General features: G+C 66.6%; 20 protein-coding genes. 13 read left to right on the forward strand and 7 right to left on the reverse strand.

The window, feature by feature from the left end; genetic code table 11:
- The first annotated feature begins 132 nt into the window (after positions 1-132).
- The 3 genes from ACYVLQ_RS05055 (at position 133) to ACYVLQ_RS05065 (ending at position 3,142) form a co-directional block, all read left to right on the forward strand.
- Entirely contained in the window at positions 133-423 is a 291-nt protein-coding gene (locus ACYVLQ_RS05055; RefSeq protein WP_460696195.1) for a hypothetical protein, read from the forward strand.
- Positions 360-1,433: a hypothetical protein gene (locus ACYVLQ_RS05060; RefSeq protein ID WP_460696196.1), complete on the forward strand. Its 1,074-nt coding sequence runs from the start codon at positions 360-362 to the stop codon at positions 1,431-1,433. The genes ACYVLQ_RS05055 and ACYVLQ_RS05060 overlap by 64 nt, the downstream gene beginning before the upstream one ends.
- An 83-nt stretch (positions 1,434-1,516) precedes the next feature.
- Positions 1,517-3,142, forward strand: coding sequence for an AAA family ATPase (locus tag ACYVLQ_RS05065; RefSeq protein ID WP_460696197.1), 1,626 nt, complete (start codon positions 1,517-1,519; stop codon positions 3,140-3,142).
- Positions 3,143-3,660: 518 nt separating this feature from the next.
- Here the strand turns inward: ACYVLQ_RS05065 and ACYVLQ_RS05070 are convergent.
- Both ACYVLQ_RS05070 and ACYVLQ_RS05075 read right to left on the reverse strand, forming a co-directional pair.
- Entirely contained in the window at positions 3,661-4,542 is an 882-nt protein-coding gene (locus tag ACYVLQ_RS05070) for a hypothetical protein (RefSeq protein WP_460696198.1), read from the reverse strand.
- 82 nt (positions 4,543-4,624) lie between these two features.
- Positions 4,625-5,167, reverse strand: a complete 543-nt coding sequence (locus ACYVLQ_RS05075) for a hypothetical protein (protein WP_460696199.1) — start codon at positions 5,165-5,167, stop codon at positions 4,625-4,627.
- Between the two features lie 132 nt (positions 5,168-5,299).
- Here ACYVLQ_RS05075 and ACYVLQ_RS05080 point away from each other — a divergent pair, with 132 nt between their 5' ends.
- The 9 genes from ACYVLQ_RS05080 to clpX all read left to right on the forward strand — a co-directional run bounded on the left by ACYVLQ_RS05080 (position 5,300) and on the right by clpX (position 13,560).
- Complete coding sequence (locus tag ACYVLQ_RS05080) at positions 5,300-5,809, forward strand: VOC family protein (protein WP_460696200.1); 510 nt, start codon at positions 5,300-5,302, stop codon at positions 5,807-5,809.
- Between the two features lie 48 nt (positions 5,810-5,857).
- Positions 5,858-6,331, forward strand: a complete 474-nt coding sequence (locus ACYVLQ_RS05085; protein WP_460696201.1) for an NUDIX domain-containing protein — start codon at positions 5,858-5,860, stop codon at positions 6,329-6,331.
- A gap of 184 nt (positions 6,332-6,515) precedes the next feature.
- The gene (locus tag ACYVLQ_RS05090; protein WP_460696419.1) at positions 6,516-7,937 is read left to right on the forward strand and encodes a sensor histidine kinase; all 1,422 of its coding nucleotides are present in this window, start codon (positions 6,516-6,518) and stop codon (positions 7,935-7,937) included.
- 23 nt (positions 7,938-7,960) lie between these two features.
- Entirely contained in the window at positions 7,961-8,143 is a 183-nt protein-coding gene (locus ACYVLQ_RS05095) for a hypothetical protein (protein WP_460696202.1), read from the forward strand.
- A gap of 118 nt (positions 8,144-8,261) precedes the next feature.
- Positions 8,262-8,831 carry an FKBP-type peptidyl-prolyl cis-trans isomerase gene (locus tag ACYVLQ_RS05100; RefSeq protein ID WP_460696203.1) on the forward strand — a complete coding sequence of 190 codons (570 nt, stop codon included), beginning with the start codon at positions 8,262-8,264 and terminating at the stop codon, positions 8,829-8,831.
- Between the two features lie 248 nt (positions 8,832-9,079).
- Positions 9,080-10,459 carry a trigger factor gene (gene tig, locus ACYVLQ_RS05105; RefSeq protein ID WP_460696204.1) on the forward strand — a complete coding sequence of 460 codons (1,380 nt, stop codon included), beginning with the start codon at positions 9,080-9,082 and terminating at the stop codon, positions 10,457-10,459.
- Positions 10,460-10,692: 233 nt separating this feature from the next.
- Complete coding sequence (locus tag ACYVLQ_RS05110; RefSeq protein ID WP_460696205.1) at positions 10,693-11,280, forward strand: ATP-dependent Clp protease proteolytic subunit; 588 nt, start codon at positions 10,693-10,695, stop codon at positions 11,278-11,280.
- 30 nt (positions 11,281-11,310) lie between these two features.
- Positions 11,311-11,979, forward strand: coding sequence for an ATP-dependent Clp protease proteolytic subunit (locus tag ACYVLQ_RS05115; RefSeq protein ID WP_068021188.1), 669 nt, complete (start codon positions 11,311-11,313; stop codon positions 11,977-11,979).
- A 300-nt stretch (positions 11,980-12,279) separates the two neighbouring features.
- A complete protein-coding gene (gene clpX / locus ACYVLQ_RS05120; protein ID WP_460696206.1) occupies positions 12,280-13,560 on the forward strand; it encodes an ATP-dependent Clp protease ATP-binding subunit ClpX in 1,281 nt (426 codons plus the stop codon).
- Between the two features lie 119 nt (positions 13,561-13,679).
- Here the strand turns inward: clpX and ACYVLQ_RS05125 are convergent, their stop codons facing one another.
- Positions 13,680-14,246: a carboxymuconolactone decarboxylase family protein gene (locus ACYVLQ_RS05125; RefSeq protein ID WP_460696420.1), complete on the reverse strand. Its 567-nt coding sequence runs from the start codon at positions 14,244-14,246 to the stop codon at positions 13,680-13,682.
- Between the two features lie 317 nt (positions 14,247-14,563).
- The gene (locus tag ACYVLQ_RS05130) at positions 14,564-15,163 is read right to left on the reverse strand and encodes a TIGR03086 family metal-binding protein (RefSeq protein WP_460696207.1); all 600 of its coding nucleotides are present in this window, start codon (positions 15,161-15,163) and stop codon (positions 14,564-14,566) included.
- 69 nt (positions 15,164-15,232) lie between these two features.
- Between ACYVLQ_RS05130 and ACYVLQ_RS05135 the strand changes: the two genes are divergently transcribed.
- A complete protein-coding gene (locus ACYVLQ_RS05135) occupies positions 15,233-15,691 on the forward strand; it encodes a MarR family winged helix-turn-helix transcriptional regulator (protein ID WP_460696208.1) in 459 nt (152 codons plus the stop codon).
- A gap of 251 nt (positions 15,692-15,942) precedes the next feature.
- Here ACYVLQ_RS05135 and ACYVLQ_RS05140 read toward each other — a convergent pair whose 3' ends face one another.
- The 3 genes from ACYVLQ_RS05140 to ACYVLQ_RS05150 all read right to left on the reverse strand — a co-directional run bounded on the left by ACYVLQ_RS05140 (position 15,943) and on the right by ACYVLQ_RS05150 (position 18,046).
- Positions 15,943-16,470, reverse strand: a complete 528-nt coding sequence (locus tag ACYVLQ_RS05140) for a hypothetical protein (protein WP_460696209.1) — start codon at positions 16,468-16,470, stop codon at positions 15,943-15,945.
- A gap of 306 nt (positions 16,471-16,776) precedes the next feature.
- Positions 16,777-17,496 carry a GNAT family N-acetyltransferase gene (locus ACYVLQ_RS05145; protein WP_460696210.1) on the reverse strand — a complete coding sequence of 240 codons (720 nt, stop codon included), beginning with the start codon at positions 17,494-17,496 and terminating at the stop codon, positions 16,777-16,779.
- 172 nt (positions 17,497-17,668) lie between these two features.
- A complete protein-coding gene (locus ACYVLQ_RS05150) occupies positions 17,669-18,046 on the reverse strand; it encodes a nuclear transport factor 2 family protein (RefSeq protein WP_460696211.1) in 378 nt (125 codons plus the stop codon).
- Positions 18,047-18,048 lie beyond the last annotated feature (2 nt).

Raw genomic sequence — 18,048 nt, forward strand, 5'->3', positions numbered from 1 at the left:
CATGCAGCACAACCGGATCCGACGCATCCGAACCGGATCACAACCACGTAAGACACGGTCTAAGCAGGACACGAATCTGTCTACCGAGACAGGAGCACCGCGCTGGCCGTCCCGATCAGCTACCGACAAGGTATGGATCTGCGGGATGGACTTCGTCTGCTGGCGAAGACCGATCCGGAGAAGGCGAGCGAAGTCGCCGACTACCTGTCGCTGATCGACCGGTACAGACTCGCGATCGGGATCGAGTTGGTGCGCCCGCACGGAACGGAGTGCTACGGCAACTGGCTAAGTGTGGCGGTGGTATCCGCGTGCAGAAATCCTGATGACAAGGTTCGCTCGTCGGCGCAATATTTCTGGTCATGCTGCGGTATGACGATCCGGTACGAGCAGGTGCAAAGGCAGCTCGCGAGCTTGCCGACCTGATCACTGACGATCTCGACCCGTCCACGACCGGAATCGGCTGGTGGGCAGGCTATTCGATGCCCGCAGAAGTGCGCGGATGGCTGTCGTACTACCTTGTCGGCTCTGCCCGAGCGGTCGCGGCCAACCTTGAGGACGCAGCCGTTCATCTCACGAACTACCGAGACGCAGTGCGCCGCGAAGACATCTTCTATGCGCGCCGCGTACGGGCGACAACCGGCATGGCGGATATGCGCAACCGCAACGGTCTCGACGCGAAGAGGATGGCGGAGATCAACGCCGACCGCGGCGGCTTCTTTCGAGCTGTCGGCTCGGTGCTCGACACCCTTGCTGCTGTCGTCATCGGGGTCGGCGCGCTCGACACAAACATCGTCAAGGCAGATTGGTCGACGCTCAACACTGGCGATGCGGCTGACTCCTATCCGCGAACGGCGGGTGATACGAATCGGCGACTGCGCCGATCATTGGCAGATCAGGCGACCAGAGGCGGGACGGAGCAAGACCGGCTCTTGAGGGCAGTTCGGGCTACCATGCAATTCGCAGGACCGCCCGGCTGGGATACATGGACACTCGCCATGCGCAACAGCTTGGTTCACCGCTCGCGATGGATGGATCTGCACATCCAGGTCGATCGCCGCAAGCCGGAGGCCGGACTGTACCGGCCGCTGCCTCGGCAACCGGAGCTGAGTGAGGGGCAGGTGATGCAGCGCGATGGCCAGCCGTTTGATTTCGTGCTCAGCGAGGACGCCGGCACCACGATGACCGGCGTGCTCGGATCGGTTGTCCCTGTCGTGCAGACGGTCACCGAGACCTGCACCAACCTGTGGGCGAAGCGACGCACTGCGCCATCGCTCCTAGAACAACCGTATGACGACCGGCTACCACAACCGGTACCGCCGTTCGCTGGCTACGCCCCTGACTCGATCGCGCACGCCATCAAGAAAGATATGGTCATCGTTGTCGGGCGTGAAGACGGCCCCCGCTTCGCGGCGCTCAAGCCCCGAAACCGTTGACCGGCGCCGGACAGCATCTTATATGTGTTGAACGGACGAGGTGGGAGTGCCTGGCCACGTTCGGATTGTTGTATGATTTGCCTGTGGATATCACGCTACAGCTACCTCATGGAGAGACCATAACTGGGAGCCATCCGGTGGTTGTCATCGGTCCGAATGGAAGTGGAAAGACTCGTCAATCTCGCAATATTAATACGCCAGATAGTCAGCCTATTGAATTCATAAATGCGCTACGGAACACGCGATTGGCCGTCGATCTGCCTGCGGTGGGCTATGAAACTGCACGTAGCCAGTTTGAACAGCAGAAGAGCCAGGCGCGTTCGATTCATTGGGAGCTGACTAGTGAGTTTGACTCCATGTTGTCTCAGCTACTCGCAAATGATGCCTCGATATCCTCAGCTTTCACCCGCAGATTTAGAGAAGATCCCACCACAGCCGGCGTACCCGACGATACTGATCTGTCGCGTGTCGAGGAAGTATGGAAACGTGTCTTTCCTGGGAGGCAGCTGGATTGGGAGGGGTGGAAGCCCAACGTCGTGAGCACCATCTCAGGTAGCCATGCGGCGTACAGCGGAAATCAGATGAGCGACGGCGAGAAATCCGCTCTGTTCTTAGCTGGTCGCGTCTTCACTGCAGCGCCCAACGCGGTGGTAGTGGTTGACGAGCCCGAAACCCATTTCCACCCTTTACTTGCTACCCGCCTCTGGGATCAACTCGAAGATGCGCGGTCTGATTTACGGTTCGTCTACGTTACTCATGATGTGACGTTTGCGATGTCACGGCGCAACGCGCGATTCGTTCTGGCAAGCCCTACTCAGGGGCTAAGATTGGTTGATCTGGGTGCTGGATTGCCTGATGAAGTGAGCACCGTACTGCTGGGGTCGGCATCTCTGTCATTCTATGCGTCTAGAATTGTGTTTTGTGAAGGTGAGCCATCGAGTTATGATGCGAAGCTTTATAGTGCGTGGTTCAACGGGGTAGATACTGTCGTCAGGTCAGTGTCTACCTCGCAGCACGTGCTACGTTGTGTCGACGCTCTCAAGCAGGCAAAGCTTGCGCTCTCTTTGGAGGCGGTCGGCATAATTGACCGAGACCACTACAGTGCGCAATATCTTGAGTCCTTCAACAGCGGAGTTCATGTGCTTCCCGTGCATGAAGTGGAGAGCCTCTTCTGTCTTCCTGATGTGATTGCTGCGGTCGCTGCTCATTTGGATAAGCCTTTCGATCCAGAGAGCTTCAAGGCGAAGATCGTGGAGCGAACGGATAGCAAACAAGTTCATCAGCTTGCTATCCAACGTTGGAAGGCACGAATCGAACCACAGCTTCAAGCGTTGATCGCCGACACCAGTAAGCGCAACAAGACGACTGACGAGTTGGCTGAAGACCTACCAGAGATCTTCGATATGAACACCTGGAAATTTTCGCCAAAAGCTGTCCTTCTTGAGGAATCGGATCGGTTGACATCTGCGCTTGCGGGCGAGTCGCTGCTAGAAATCCTGGCTCTGCTTCCTGGAAAGCCATTGCTGCCCGTGGCGGCGCGGGAGTTTGGGATGAATCCGGAAGCGTATACGGATCTCATTATCGGTTCTTTGCGAAAAGGTTCTTCCAATAAAAATCTGGCAGATGCTGTGGAGAAGGCGCTGAGTCGGCACTTGCCCCCTCGCGCGGTTGCAATATCGGGCATGGATATTCCTCTAGTGTCAGAATAGAGTTGCTGATATTGAACTAGCGCTCTCCTCCGTGTGAATCCCGTAGCCGCACTCCTCGCGCTAGCAGCGCCTCTCGCACGCTCGTCTTCGGCTTGCTGAGCCGTCGGCTGATCGCGAGAAGCGACAGCTTCTCCCGTTGATACAACTTGACGGCAAGATCAACTTCGCTCATAGTCATTGGTTGACGGCGCATAACAACGCCGCGATCTCTCAGCAACTTCAACACTCCCGCTTTGGCAATGCCATACCGCACAGCCAGCTCCGTCGTGGGCACACCATCCTGGTACGCCACCACGATCTCGGCCTGTATCTCGGCAGACAACCGTCGCCGAAGAGCACGCGGCTCCGGCACCGCTACATCTGTCTTCGCAGGTGAGCGGGGTGAGGAAGACTCAACGACCTCTATGGCTCGGTGCAACTGCGCTGCTTGTATGGGGTTCGAGTACCGTCCGAGGAGGTCGACCCGAGGCCGCGGATGTTCCTGTGGCCCTGAGTCGTTCGGCAGCTGTTCCGAGCCGTCAATCGGTCCGGTCGGGGTCCCTCTCACTCGCATCGGGATCCTTTCCGCCGCGCTCCGGCTCCTGCTTGCCGCGGTCTGGCTCTTCCTTGCCGCGGCTCTCCTCGCCGTGGCCGGAGTTCGTGTCGGCGCGGTCGGGTTCCTTGGCGCGCTCCATGACGAACGGGGAGCGCCACCGGAAGGAATTGCCCGGATGCTCGCGGATCCACTGGATGCACGTGAAGGCCGCGCACGCGATCGCCGTAGCCCCGGCCAGCAGGGCCCAGGGGCTGAGACTGGCGCTGGAGAACTCGGCGGATTTGCCCATCCCGGGAATCACCAAGCGGCCGTTGCCGAAAGCCCATGTCATCAACGACCCGACCTGGCCGCCGAGGTCGTATCGGCGCGAGGTCATACCCTTCAGATCCGGGGCCTTGGTGTTGATGTAGACCAGGGCGGCCAGGACGAACACCGCGACGGCAAACGAGGAGATCACCGTTATCCGGGCGATCGCGTCGGATCGTCGGCGCAGGTTGGCGATGGCCGTGACACACATGACGATGATGGCGCCGCTGGCCAGCAGCCCCCAGATTCCCAGGATTCGCGCCGGCGACGGGCCGTGCGTCGACCATGCGTTCATGAGGTTGTTGGTCGCGGTGATGCGCCCGAAGGCGTTGGTATAGGCAGTCCCGGCGGGGCCGCGCGCGGTGAGCCAAGGCTGGAACAGCAGCACGAGCGTGATGACGCCGCCGACCACGGCGATGCTGTACCCCCAGTTCTCGCGGAGGACCAGCAGGTACGGTCTCAGATCGGGTTGGCGGCTCGCCACGTCGGGCCGAGGGGGGTCGGGCGTGACGACCGGATCGCTCGCGGTCTTGCTCCCGCGCCAGGGAGTCGGCTGCATGTGCCGAGTGTAAGTGCCGGTCAGCGCCGTGCCAGTGGTCGATCAGTCCCGCCTGTGGGAACATCGGCGCCCCCGCGGGCGGCTATTTGATCGAGATACCGACGATGCGATTCGCGGTGATCGAACCGTCCCGCTCCCGGTGGCCGTAGGCCATGACCACCGCCCCCTGTCGCACATCGGCCACCTGGGATCCCAACAGCAGATGGACGCGCGTGCCCTCGTCGGTATGGACGGTGGTGGTGACACCCGAGATGCCGTTGATCTGAAGCGTCGCCCCGTCGGTCATGACGACCTTGCCGAAGGTGACCCCATTGCCGGAGCGCGGTCCCGAGGCGGTCGGGCCCGCCTGCGCCTTCGGCGCCTCGACGGCCGGAGCACTGGTGGTGGGAGCCGCCGGGGGTGTTTTCGGACCGGTTGGTCTGGTGGCGAACATGCTCTGGAACATGACCACGAGAAGTATTGTCACGACCGCGATTCCGATGAGCAGGCCGACGTGGAAGAAGCCCCAGGTCCGCGGCGAATCCGGCTGCGCGGCATCGGGCGCGGGGCGGTGCGGCGCGGTGTCGGTTTGCTCGGCGGATAGAGCCTCGGGTCGGCCGGACCACGGCGTGCTCGAGACGGTCATGGGACAAGATTAGGGCGATCGGCGCATCGGCCTCTCGCCACTGGAGGGAGTACCGGTGTCCCGGAACGGGTTTCGAGCCCGCGGAAGCGCCGTTCGCGGTTCACGGCGACGAGGCCGTGATTAACTCCGGGGATGGTGCAACTCAGCTCCCGCACGAGTCTCGCGGGCGAGTCGATCACCCAGATAGCGTGGGTGGTGACCGATGTGGAAGCGGCCGAAGGGTTCCTGAGCACCTGCTATGGAATTCGCGCGTGGAGCCGGATGTCGGAGGTGCACTTCGCGCCCGACAGCTGCACGTACCGCGGTGAGCCCGCGGACTTCACCGCGCACATCTCGCTGTCCTACCGCGGGGACACCCAACTGGAGTTGATCCAGCCGGTCCGCGGCGCGTCGATCTACGCCGAGTTCCTGGAGCGCGGCGGTCCCGGGCTGCACCACATCTGCACGGAGCCGGAGGATTTCGACCGGGCCCTGCGCGATGCGGACGCGCGGGGGATCGAGGTGGTGCAGCGGGGCGATATGGCCGGGGAGATGCGATTCGCCTACCTCGACGGAGCCGCGGCGGGCGTGCCGTTCCTGGAACTGGCCGAGGTCGGGCCGCGGATGCGGGCGCTGTTCGAGCAGATCAAGCGGGCGGCGTGAGCGGCCACGGCGGCGGCGTCCGGGCGCGCGTGCGGCAGACTGGGGCCCATGAAATACAGCGCCGGGGTTCTGCTGTTCCGCCGTGCTCCCGAGATCACGGTGCTGCTCGGCCATATGGGCGGACCGCTGTGGTCGCGTAAGGATCTCGGCGCCTGGTCCATCCCGAAGGGCGAGTACGAGCCCGGCGCCGAGGACGAGCGGACGGCCGCCGGTCGCGAATTCACCGAGGAACTCGGGCTGCCTGTACCCGACGGCGAGTGGATCGCGCTGGGGGAGGTGCAGTACGGCAGCGGCAAGCGGAAGAAGCAGGTCCGGGTGTGGGCGGTGGAGGGGGATCTGGATCCGGCGCGGATTGTGCCGGGCACCTTCGAGATGGAGTGGCCGCCGCGTTCGGGGCGGATGCGGGAGTTCCCGGAGATCGACCGTGCCGAATGGTTCGACCTGGCCTCGGCGCACGACAAACTCGGGGCCGGGCAGCGGCCCTTCCTGCCGCGCCTCGCCGACCATCTGAACGGTTCCTGACCCGCGCGGAGAAAACACCCAGTCCGCTTCCAGCGATCTCCCAGCGCGTCCCGGTAGAGATGGGGTGCGTGAGCAGCGAAGTGGGTCGGCGGGCCGGACGAACGCGGATGCGACCGTGACCGTGCGGGCGGCGCTGGTCCGGCGCGTCTCGGCGGTCCCGCTGCGGATCGGTCTGGTCGTCGCCATGGTGCTGCTGGCGGCGACGGTGCTGATGGCCTCGGGCGTCGCGGTCACCTCGGCGCTGTCGCGGTCGCTGACCGAGCGCACCGACGAGCAGTTGCGCGACGCGGCGAACAGCTGGGCGCAGCCGCGCCCGATGAAGCAGGTGACCACCGACCGGGGAACGCTCTGGGTGCCCGCGGAGCTGCCGGTGCCGCCGCTGCGCGAACCCGCGTCGACCGATCAGCCGCGCAAGTTCTACGAACTGCGCAAATCCCCGGAGGGCCAGCCCTACAACACCGGTATGCGGCAGCCGACGGACGGGCCCGACCTGTCGGACGTGCCGGTCGGCGCGCCGGTGACGGTCGGTTCGGCTGACGGCTCGTCGACGCGGTGGCGGGTGCTGTCGGTCGCCAACGGCGACGGCTCGACGATCGTCGCGCTGCCGCTGACCGACAACCGCGACACGGTCTCGCGGCTGGTGGTGTTCGAGGTCGGCACCGGCGCGGCCGCCCTGCTGCTGCTCGCGGCGGGCGGATATCTCGTGGTGCGCCGCGGTCTGCGCCCGCTGCGGCAGGTGGAGGAGACCGCGGCCGCCATCGCGGGCGGCGACCTGAGCCGCCGGGTGCCGGTGCGCGGGGTCGACACCGAGGTGGACCATCTTGCGCGGTCGCTGAATTCGATGCTCACCCGGATCCAGCACGGTGTCTCGGCGACCGAGGCGTCGGAGGAGGCGGCGCGGCGCTCGGAGGCGCGGATGCGGCAGTTCGTCGCCGACGCCAGCCACGAACTGCGCACGCCGCTGACCACCATTCGCGGCTTCGCCGAGCTCTACCGCCAAGGGGCGAGCCGGGATCCGCGGCGGGTGCTCGAACGCATCGAGGCCGAGGCGGAGCGGATGGGGCTGCTGGTGGAGGATCTGTTGATGCTGGCCCGGCTCGACGCCCAGCGCCCGCTGCGGCGGCAGCCGGTGGACCTGCTCGCGGTGGCCGGGGAGGCGGTGCACAGCGCCCAGGCCGCGGCCCTGGACGAATCCGGCGCCCCGACACACGCCGTAGCGCTCGATATCGCCCCGGGCACAGGAACATTGGAGGTGGACGGCGATGCCGACCGGCTGCGGCAGGTGCTGGCCAACCTGCTCGGCAACGCCCTCGCCCACACCCCGCCCGGAACGCCGGTCAGGGTGCAGCTCACGCCGGGCGCCGAGCAGGTCCGCATCGATGTGATCGACCGCGGCCCCGGACTGTCGGCGGAGTCCGCCGCCCGCGTCTTCGAGCGCTTCTACCGCGCCGATGCCTCGCGCACCCGCGCGAGTGGCGGTGCCGGGCTGGGGCTTTCGATCGTGCAGGCCCTGGTGACCGCGCACGGCGGACGCGTGAGCGTGGACAGCGCACCGGGCGCGGGCGCGACGTTCACCGTCGTGCCGCGGGTGCCGCCCTCGCCGTGACACGGCGGAGACCGGGCTCGCGAATGCGCACGGGGCATGCGAGCCGTGGGCTCACGGGCGGCTCGACGACGGCGTCCAGGGTTTCCTACGAACTGACCGGACTGGGCGCCGCGGGCGCGGCGCACCTGTGCGCGCTGATCGAGTGGATCGGCGACAGCGCACCCGAGATCACCGCCGCCCGACAGCGCGTCGACGAAGTGAGCTGACCCGAGGGCGTGACGTGTGCGCTGCGGGCGGGGCGTGTAGGTTTCCGCGCGGTGGCGTCCGGCCGCCGAGCCGAGACGACCGTGAGGAGAGTGCCGCGTGCGCAGGATGGGCAGGATCGTGTCGACCGGAATGGTCGCGGTGGCGGTACTGGCGCTGGCCGCGTGCGGCGGTGACGACAAGGCGGACAACTCGGGAAGCGAGTCGGCCTCCGTCTCGATGGGCCCGAACCAGATGACCCAGCAGACCGCGCCGAATCTGGTGAACCCGTCGAAGCACGGCCGCGAATGCACGGCCGCCGACGTGAAGACCACCGGGGGCTTCGGTGAGGCCCCGGCCATCACCATCCCCGCCGACTGCGACCCGCCGTCGCAGCTGATCATCGAGGATCTCGTCCCGGGCACCGGCCCCGCCGCGGCGCCCGGCCAGCCGCTGACCATGAACTACACCCTGGTGACCTGGTCGGACGGCAAGAAGCTGGACAGCTCCTTCGATCGCAACGAGCCGTTCGAGCTGACCCTCGGCGCCGGACAGGTCATTCCGGGCTGGGACCAGGGCCTCGACGGCGTGACGCAGGGTACGCGCCGCCTGCTGATCATCCCGCCGAGCCTGGGCTACGGGAAGGGCGGCAACGGCATCAAGCCGAACGAGACCCTGGTCTTCGTCACCGACGCCGTCAAGGTGGGTTAGATCCCGGCCAAAGGCACGCCGGGAAGGCGGGGGTGAGCACGCCGGGAAGTGCGGGGGTGAGCATGCCGGGAAGTGCGGAGGTGAGCATGCCGGGAAGTGCGGGGGTGAGCATGCCGGGGAGGCGGGGGTGAGCACGCCGGGAAGGCGGGGGTGGGATGGCCGCGTCAACCAGGTCGACTAGTCTTGTCGGGATGCGATCGGGGGGACCGACGACGTCAACCAGAGAACAACGAACAAGGAGCATGTCCGTGAAGAGCACCGTCGAGCAGCTGAGCCCGACCCGGGTCCGCATCAATGTCGAGGTGCCCTTCGAGGAGCTGAAGCCGGACTTCGACAAGGCGTACAAGGCGCTGGCCCAGCAGGTGCGCATCCCCGGCTTCCGCCCGGGCAAGGCGCCCGCCAAACTGCTGGAGGCCCGCTTGGGCCGCGGCGCGGTGCTCGAGCAGGTCGTCAACGACGCCCTGCCCGCCCGCTACAGCGAGGCCGTGACCACCTCCGAGGTGAAGGTCATCGGCCAGCCGCAGATCGAGATCACCAAGATCGAGGACGGCGCGGAGCTGGCGTTCAGCGCCGAGGTCGACGTCCGCCCGGAGATCTCGCTGCCCGACTACTCCAGCATCGAGGTCACCGTCGATCCGATCTCGGTCGCCGACGAGGACATCGAGCAGCAGTTGCAGTCGCTGCGGCAGCGCTTCGGCACCCTGAAGAGCGTCGAGCGCGCGGTCCAGGACGGCGATTTCGTCTCCATCGACCTGACGGCCACCGTCGACGGCCAGCTGGTCGAGGAGGCCTCCACCACCGGCCTGTCGCATGAGGTCGGGTCCGGCCAGCTGATCGAGGGCCTGGACGAGACCCTGATCGGCATGGCGGCCGAGGAGTCCAAGGACTTCACCTCGACGCTGGTCGCGGGCGAGTTCGCGGGCAGGGAGGCGGTCATCACCGTCAAGGTGAACTCGGTCAAGGAGCGCGAGCTGCCCGAGGCCGACGACGAGTTCGCCCAGATGGCCAGCGAATTCGACACCATCGACGAGCTGCAGGACGACCTGCGCAAACGGGTCGAACAGGGCAAGAAGGTGCAGCAGGCGGGCGAGATCCGCGACAAGGTCCTCGAGGCGCTGCTGGACAAGACCGAGGTGCCGCTGCCCGAGGGCGCGGTGCAGGGCGAGATCGACGCCGTGCTGCACGACGCGGTGCACGGCTTCGACCACGACGAGGCGAAGTTCGCCGAGGCGCTGGAGGCCCAGGGCACCTCGCGCGAGGAGTTCGACAAGGACTCCAAGGAGGCCGCCGAGCGCTCGGTGAAGACCCAGCTGCTGCTGGACTCCATCGCCGAGTCGGAGAACACCCAGGTCGGCCAGCAGGAGCTGACCGAGCGGATCCTGTTCCAGGCGCAGCGCTACGGCATGTCGCCCGAGCAGTTCATCCAGCAGGTGCAGCAGGCCGGGCAGCTGGGCGCGGTCTTCGCCGACGTCCGTCGCGGCAAGGCGCTGGCCACCGTGGTGGGCCAGGCCAAGGTGACCGACACCGACGGCAACGCCGTGGACACCGCCGAGATGTTCGGCTCGCCCGACGACGCCGAGACCGACGCGGCGGCCGAGTCGGACAAGGCCGGGGCGAACGCCGAATAAAGCGAATGCGACCGCAGCGCAGGGACCTCGCGACGGGTGTCGGCGTTGCGTGCGCGGCAGGGCCGAGCTTCGGCCGGGTTCTGCCGTAAGCGAAGGAAGGGCGGTACCGGGAGTTCGGTGCCGCCCTGCTTCGTTAGGGTTTGTGTCAGCGAATCATTAAAGGCCGTGCTTGCGAGCACCGAGCCGGTGAGAGAGGGCAGGTATCCGTGACAATCAACCAGGCAGGACCGGTCATGACATCCCCGACCGCTGGGCTCAACCTCAGTGACTCGGTGTACGAGCGTCTGCTGCGCGAACGCATCATCTTCCTGGGCACGCAGGTGGACGACGACATCGCCAACAAGCTGTGCGCCCAGATCCTGCTGCTGGCGGCGGAGGACCCCACGCGCGACATCATGCTGTACATCAACTCCCCGGGCGGTTCCGTCACGGCGGGTATGGCCATCTACGACACCATGCAGCTGGTGAAGTGCGATATCGCCACCTACGGCTTGGGCCTGGCCGCCTCGATGGGCCAGTTTCTGCTGACCGCGGGCGCCCCGGGCAAGCGCTCGGCACTGCCGCACGCGCGGATCATGATGCACCAGCCGTCCGCGGGCATCGGCGGTTCCGCCGCGGATATCGCCATCCAGGCCGAGCAGTTCGCGCACACCAAGCGGGAGCTGAACGAGCTGCAGGCGCGGCACACCGGGCAGACGCTCGAGCAGGTCACCGCCGACGCCGACCGCGACCGCTGGTTCACCGCCGCCGAGGCGCTGGAGTACGGCTTCATCGACAACGTGATCACGCACGCCGGCCAGACCAACGGCTCCGCCAGCTAGCTCATCGACTCGAGACTTTTGGAGACGAAGATGACCCATATCGAACCCCGTGCCGGTCTGTCCGGCGTAGCCCCGGCGAGCCCGCAGTCGCGCTACATCCTGCCGTCGTTCATCGAGCACTCGAGCTTCGGCGTCAAGGAGTCCAACCCGTACAACAAGCTGTTCGAGGAGCGCATCATCTTCCTCGGCGCGACGGTGGACGACACCTCGGCCAACGACATCATGGCGCAGCTGCTGGTGCTGGAGTCGCTGGATCCCGACCGCGACATCACCATGTACATCAATTCACCCGGTGGCTCGTTCACCGCGCTGATGGCGATCTACGACACCATGCAGTACGTGCGCGCCGACGTCGCGACCGTCTGCCTGGGCCAGGCCGCCTCGGCCGCGGCGGTGCTGCTGGCCGCGGGTACGCCCGGCAAGCGGGCCTGCCTGCCCAACGCCCGCGTGCTGATCCACCAGCCGTCGCTGGAGGGTGGCATCCAAGGCCAGGTCTCGGATCTGGAGATCCAGGCCGCCGAGATCGAGCGGATGCGGCGGCAGATGGAGACCACGCTGGCCCGCCACACCGGCAAGGACGCCGACACGATCCGCAAGGACACCGACCGGGACAAGATCCTCACCGCCGAGGAGGCCGTGCAGTACGGCATCATCGACCAGGTGTTCGAGTACCGGAAGCTGAGTGCCCAGAAGAAGTGAGGCACAGGGCCTCCCGTCGATTTCGGCGGCGGCGGTCCCGGGCCGCCGCGACGGGAGGCTCGCACGAGAAACGTGCCCAAGTTGTCGACCTTCGTCGTATCTACCGGGTACGGTCACTCTAGGGACCTTTGCTCAGAGGTTGTCGGCACGGTCGAAGGGCCCGGGCAACACTGCCGGAATTTGTGGATATCCGATCGGAGCAGAACTGATCGATGTGCGACGGGTAGCGTTGTTCGGAAGGCGGCTTGTCGGCAGCCGGACAGACGGTTGCACGCGGACAAGGAAGTAGGGACCCACAAGATGGCGCGCATCGGTGATGGCGGCGATCTGCTCAAGTGCTCGTTCTGCGGAAAGAGCCAGAAGCAGGTCAAGAAGCTCATTGCGGGACCAGGGGTGTACATCTGCGACGAGTGCATCGATCTGTGTAATGAGATCATCGAGGAGGAGCTGGCCGAGTCCAGCGAGGTCAAGCTCGACGAGCTGCCGAAACCCGCGGAGATTCGAGACTTCCTGGAGAACTACGTAATCGGCCAGGACACCGCCAAGCGCACGCTCGCGGTCGCGGTCTACAACCACTACAAGCGCATCCAGGCCGGCGACAAGAGTCGCGACGGCCGCGGGGAGCCGGTGGAGCTGACCAAGTCCAACATTCTGATGCTGGGCCCGACGGGCTGCGGTAAGACCTACCTGGCGCAGACCCTGGCCAAGATGCTGAATGTCCCGTTCGCGATCGCGGACGCGACGGCGCTCACCGAGGCCGGGTACGTCGGCGAGGATGTGGAGAACATCCTGCTGAAACTGATCCAGGCCGCCGACTACGACGTCAAGCGCGCCGAGACCGGCATCATCTACATCGACGAGGTCGACAAGATCGCCCGCAAGAGCGAGAACCCGTCGATCACGCGCGACGTCTCCGGCGAGGGGGTGCAGCAGGCGCTGCTGAAGATCCTGGAGGGCACCCAGGCCAGCGTGCCGCCGCAGGGCGGGCGCAAGCATCCGCACCAGGAGTTCATCCAGATCGACACCACCAACGTGCTGTTCATCGTGGCGGGTGCGTTCGCGGGTCTGGAGCGGATCGTGCAGGACCGAGTCGGCAAGCGCGGCATCGGCTTCGGCTCCGAGGTGCGGTCCAAGGCCGAGATCGACACCACCGACCACTTCGCCGACGTCATGCCCGAGGATCTGATCAAGTTCGGGTTGATTCCCGAGTTCATCGGCCGCCTGCCGGTTGTCGCGTCGGTGACCAACCTGGACAAGGATTCGCTGGTCAAGATCCTGTCCGAGCCGAAGAACGCGCTCGTCAAGCAGTACGTGCGGCTGTTCGAAATGGACGGCGTGGACCTGGAATTCACGCAGGACGCGCTGGAAGCCATTGCGGACCAAGCGATCCTGCGCGGCACCGGGGCCCGTGGCCTGCGGGCGATCATGGAGGAAGTGCTGCTGCCGGTGATGTACGACATCCCCAGCCGCGACGACGTCGCCAAGGTGGTCGTCAACGCCGACACCGTGAACGACAACGTGCTGCCCACCATCGTCCCGCGCAAGCGCCAGCCCGCCGAGCGCCGCGAGAAGTCGGCCTAGGTTCTCTCCCCCGATCGTCAGCCCACCGCAGTACAGCGGTGGGCTGACGGCATTTTCGGCGCGCCTCGTGTATCTCCGGCCGAAAGCGCGCCGGAAATACGGGGATGCTAGGGGTTGGACTACCTAGCCCAGGGCACGCGGCAGGAGTCCGTGCTGAAGCCCTGCGCGGTGATGCCCAGGGCCGAGTAGGTGCGTGAGCGCGAATTCTCCAGGGCGATCTGATAGGTCAGCTCCACGACGCCCGCCGTGCCGAACCGCTTCTTCAGATCGGTCACCTGCTCGTCGGTCACCGTGGTCGGGGTGGCGGTCATGGCGTCGGCGTAGGCGATGGCGGCGCGCTCGTCGTCGCTGTAGGACGGCGAAGTCTCGTAGTCGGCGATGTCTTCCAGCTTGTCGACATCGAGGTGGCTCAGTCGCATCAGCATGGCGCCGAAATCGACACACCACGAGCAGCCCACCGTCCATGCCACGCGATAGACCGCGATCTCACGGATCTCGAACGGAAGTGCGGCGCAGGCCTTCTCGACCATGCCCTCGTGTACCGCGCTGGCGGCCAGGAGCCTCGGGTGGTTCGCCGCCACGGCGAACGGCTCCGGCACCTCGCCGAAGCGGCGCTTGCTGTAGCGGTACAGCAGTCGGGTGAGGACTCCGGCCTGCTCGGGTGCGACGGCGGGAATGCGTGTGATGCTCATGGTTTCTCCTTCTGCAGGGTGCTATCCCTTGGACGAGAGACCATCGCCGAGCGTGACGGGTGCCCCGGCGTGACGGCCGCCACGGTGCTCCCGGAGCCCGGGGCGGGGGCGGCTGTGGTCGGGCCGCCCCCGCGGTGAGGAACGCCGTCGGTCCTCGGGTTCGGCGCTGAACACGTCGCCGGTCACATCGTGTCCGGGTTCACCGCGCCGAGGCGAGAGTCAGGGCTCGGGTTCTCGCCATTCCCCGGGTGCCGCCGCGCTCGCGCGCGAAACCAGCCCCGGAGCGGAAGAAATGTGGCGCGGGACACACCCTAGAGTTGCGCGGTCCAGTCGGGGGAGCGGCCGAGGGCGCGCAGGATGCGGTCGAGCGGGGCATCGGAGTCGGCGGCCGGAAGGGCTCGGGCGAAGGGGGAACCGGGCTGCTCCCGCTGCTCGGTGTCCGGGACGCCGAGCGCGATTTCCAGCGCCGGGTCGGCCAGTTCGTCGTCGAGTACGTACGGCAGGCCGAGCGCGCGGGCCGCATCCCAGCCATGCACGACGTAGTCGATGAAGTGGAAGCCGATGGCCATGCTGCCGGGCACGGTGACGCCGGGGCCGAATTCCGGCATGTCGAAGGTCCGGTCCGGCACACCCGGTTCGGCGAAGGCGGCCACTACATCGGCCGCGGCTTCCGCGTAGGCCGCGGCCGGATCGTCGGCGAGCGGACCGGTTTCCCAGGCCACGAGATCGGCGCCGTGGCCGCGGGCGGCCGCCGCGAACCCGCGGTGCTGAACCGTCATGTGGGCCAGTAGCTCCGAGAGCTTCCAGGCGGCGCAGGGGGTGGGCCGATCCAGGTCGGCGGGGGTCAGGTTGGCGACGATGTCGACGCTGTAGTTCACGGCGCGCCGGTTCAGCTCACGAATATCAGGCATAAGCTTATCGTAAGCATATGTGTATAGTAAGTCCATGCGTATTATCTGAAAACGCGTAAGTTTGTGCGCATGGCGAAGACGGAGCGTCCGGATCTGGCGGCGATGATCGCGCCGCTCGCTCGCGGCCTGATGGCGGCCGAGCGGCCGATTCTGGAATCGCACGGGGTGAGCATGTGGGCGTACTCGGTGCTGCTCGCGCTCGGGCGCGGACCCGCACGGGGTCAGGGTGTGCTGGCGGAGGAGATCGGCGCGGATAAGACCCGCATCATTCCGATACTCGACGATCTGCAGGGGCGCGGGCTGATCGAGCGGCGGCCCGACCCCGCGGACCGGCGGGCGAAGCTGTTGGCCGTCACCCCGAAGGGGAAGGCCCTGGCCGCCGCCGCCCAGGCCGACATCCAGGCCATGGAGGAACAGTTGCTCGGTCGGCTGCCGGCCGCCGACCGTCGCGGCTTCCTCAACTCCCTCATCACCCTCTCCGCCCTGCCGCGCGAGGATATCGTCGGCGGGGACGTCACCTCTGCGTGACGGCGCCGGCTCCGGTTCGGAATCGGTGACGGCCGGAGAACCGGCCGCGCCCGTTGACGGGGATCGCCATTGACCCCCCGTGGTTCGCCGTTGAACCTTTATCCCTTTGTCCGGAAATCGCCTGGGCGGCTTCACTTGTTACGACGCCGCCGAGCCCCCAAAATCATCGCCCCACACGAAAGAACCGTGTGGGGACCGGGCGGTGGGTCGTGTGGGGACGGATACCAGCCGTGCTGGGGCCAGCGGGGAGATCAGTGGCGGCGGCGTAGGCGGATGGTCCAGGGGGCCGGGTCGCGGAGTTGGGTGCGTTCGCGGGGGGCGGCGAGCATGGCCGCGAGGCCCGCGGCGGGGAGGAGGATCGAGCCGATGAGACTGAGAGTGTAACTGCTCGTGGACAGTTCGGCGGGCTTGTGGGCGAGGTGGTAGACGAGGTGTGGTACGCCGAAGACGAGCCAGCCCAGCCCGGCGACGCGCGCCAGCAGGCTGTCGCCGAAGTAGAGGGCGGCGGCCGTCACCGCGGCCATCGCCAGGAAGAACGCGCCGACGTCTCCTGCGAGGTGGTGGTTGTAGGGTCCGTCGGCGGCGACCCAGTTCAGGCCGAGCCCCGGGAAGCCGCGAAACCAGGCCGCGGGGGCGAAGACCGCCCACAACCCGGTGAACGCGCCGATCACCGCGGTAACCCACAGCGAGATGTTCGTGATCAGCCACCGCCGCCGATTGACGTCCAGCCGCATCCGCACCCGCAGACTGTCGCCCGCCCGCTGCACCGAGATCCGCATCGGACCCTCCGTTCGCCCGCCCCGTATCGGATGCAGCCACGGTAAACCGGACATTCGGCGTGTACAAGATGGTTTCCGGCAAAAAGCACGCCGGAAAGGGGTGGACGGCACGCGGGAAAGGGTTGGACGGCACGCCGGAATTGGGGGTGGACGGCACGCCGGAGATTGGGCGTACAGTCGGGTGGGTCCGTTCAGGTCTCGGGGTGCTGCTTCTACGTCCTTTGTGGTCCGTTCAGGTCCCGGATGCTGCCCTCTACATCTTTTGTCTTCCCGGCATGCTTTTGGCCGGGATCTCTCACAAACGGACTAGTTGAGGTCCGAGGGGGCTTGGACGATCGTGAGGGCGGAGCGTTGGCGGAGGGTGAAGCCCAGGGTTTCGTAGAGGCTTATCGCCGTGGTGTTGCGGGCGAGGGCGTGCAGGAACGGTGTCTCGCCGCGGGCCCGGATGCCCGCGCCGACCGCGCGGATCAGGCGCGAGGCGATGCCGCGCCCGCGGAATTCGGCGTCGGTGCAGACGGCGCTGATCTCGGTCCAGCCCGGCGGGTGCATGCGTTCGCCCGCCATCGCCACCAGCCGGCCGTGCACCCGCAGGCCCAGGTAGGTGCCCATTTCGATGGTTCGGGGAGCGTAGGGCCCGGGTTCGGTGCGCGCGATCAACTCCAGGATCTCGGGGAGGTCCGCGGCGGTGAGCACATCGAACTCAGGGTCGTGGGCGACGCGCAGCCCGGCCCCGTCCATCTGCACCGACGGAAGCTTGTCCAGCACCGTCCAGCCGTCGGGCGGCACGTGGTCGGGACCGCGCAGCCCGGTGCTGCCGCCCGGGCCGAGGAGCGTGGCCAGATCGGCCCAGTCCTGTGCGTCCAGCACCGCCGGGTGGCCGACGAACCGCGCGACCTCCGGGTCGTAGCGCCCGATCCGCCCTACCCAGCTCGCGAACCGGCGGTGTTCGCCGCGTAGCGATCCCCGAACCGGGTCGTCGAGCGGATGCGGCGAGGCTTCGATACCGATGGCCGACTCGAGGGTCACGCGCACTCCTCCACAACATCATCCGACCGGGAGACACTAGCGAAGCGCACGACCGACGGGCACGAGTTGCGCTCACCGCGATTCGGAACCGAGCACCGCCGCGCACGAGTCTCGCTGCGGCCCCGTGCATTCGGCGGCGACTCCGGTCATCCCGGTCCAAGCGCTGTATGCGTCAGATCTGTTCGACCCGCATGTCGTCCGGGCCCCAGTAGGCGCGCATGCTGGTAATGCGGCCCTCGTCGTCGAACTCCATGACGTCGATCGGGGACAGCGTCATCCGGGAGTCGCCCGCCTCCGTCACCAGCGTGAACGACACCGCGGCGTGGTTGCCGTTGACGCGGAGGGTGTGCAATTCGGTCTTGCGCTGCTGGACCTGCGCGAGCGCGTCGTAGAGTTCGCCGATGGCGGCGTGTCCGCGGCGTGGGTCGCTGCCGATCGGATCCTCCACGACGGCGTCCGGCGCGTACAGCGCCAGGATTTCCGCGGTCGGGCCGGTCTCGACCAGCTGTACGTACCGTTCGACCGCCTCGCGGATCTGCTGCGCTGCCATGG

It is taken from the genome of Nocardia thraciensis, from assembly GCF_054782435.1.

What these genes read in the sequence shown, in the direction of transcription:
- ACYVLQ_RS05080 (WP_460696200.1), top strand. Translation starts at nt 5,300, where the DNA reads ATGGTGCAACTCAGCTCCCGCACGAGTCTCGCGGGCGAGTCGATCACC.
- ACYVLQ_RS05060 (WP_460696196.1), top strand. Translation starts at nt 360, where the DNA reads ATGCTGCGGTATGACGATCCGGTACGAGCAGGTGCAAAGGCAGCTCGC.
- ACYVLQ_RS05150 (WP_460696211.1), bottom strand. Translation starts at nt 18,046, where the DNA reads ATGGCAGCGCAGCAGATCCGCGAGGCGGTCGAACGGTACGTACAGCTG.
- ACYVLQ_RS05090 (WP_460696419.1), top strand. Translation starts at nt 6,516, where the DNA reads ATGGTGCTGCTGGCGGCGACGGTGCTGATGGCCTCGGGCGTCGCGGTC.
- ACYVLQ_RS05070 (WP_460696198.1), bottom strand. Translation starts at nt 4,542, where the DNA reads ATGCAGCCGACTCCCTGGCGCGGGAGCAAGACCGCGAGCGATCCGGTC.
- ACYVLQ_RS05055 (WP_460696195.1), top strand. Translation starts at nt 133, where the DNA reads ATGGATCTGCGGGATGGACTTCGTCTGCTGGCGAAGACCGATCCGGAG.
- ACYVLQ_RS05115 (WP_068021188.1), top strand. Translation starts at nt 11,311, where the DNA reads ATGACCCATATCGAACCCCGTGCCGGTCTGTCCGGCGTAGCCCCGGCG.
- ACYVLQ_RS05075 (WP_460696199.1), bottom strand. Translation starts at nt 5,167, where the DNA reads ATGACCGTCTCGAGCACGCCGTGGTCCGGCCGACCCGAGGCTCTATCC.
- clpX (WP_460696206.1), top strand. Translation starts at nt 12,280, where the DNA reads ATGGCGCGCATCGGTGATGGCGGCGATCTGCTCAAGTGCTCGTTCTGC.
- ACYVLQ_RS05095 (WP_460696202.1), top strand. Translation starts at nt 7,961, where the DNA reads ATGCGCACGGGGCATGCGAGCCGTGGGCTCACGGGCGGCTCGACGACG.
- ACYVLQ_RS05110 (WP_460696205.1), top strand. Translation starts at nt 10,693, where the DNA reads ATGACATCCCCGACCGCTGGGCTCAACCTCAGTGACTCGGTGTACGAG.
- ACYVLQ_RS05135 (WP_460696208.1), top strand. Translation starts at nt 15,233, where the DNA reads ATGGCGAAGACGGAGCGTCCGGATCTGGCGGCGATGATCGCGCCGCTC.
- ACYVLQ_RS05140 (WP_460696209.1), bottom strand. Translation starts at nt 16,470, where the DNA reads ATGCGGATCTCGGTGCAGCGGGCGGGCGACAGTCTGCGGGTGCGGATG.
- ACYVLQ_RS05085 (WP_460696201.1), top strand. Translation starts at nt 5,858, where the DNA reads ATGAAATACAGCGCCGGGGTTCTGCTGTTCCGCCGTGCTCCCGAGATC.
- ACYVLQ_RS05130 (WP_460696207.1), bottom strand. Translation starts at nt 15,163, where the DNA reads ATGCCTGATATTCGTGAGCTGAACCGGCGCGCCGTGAACTACAGCGTC.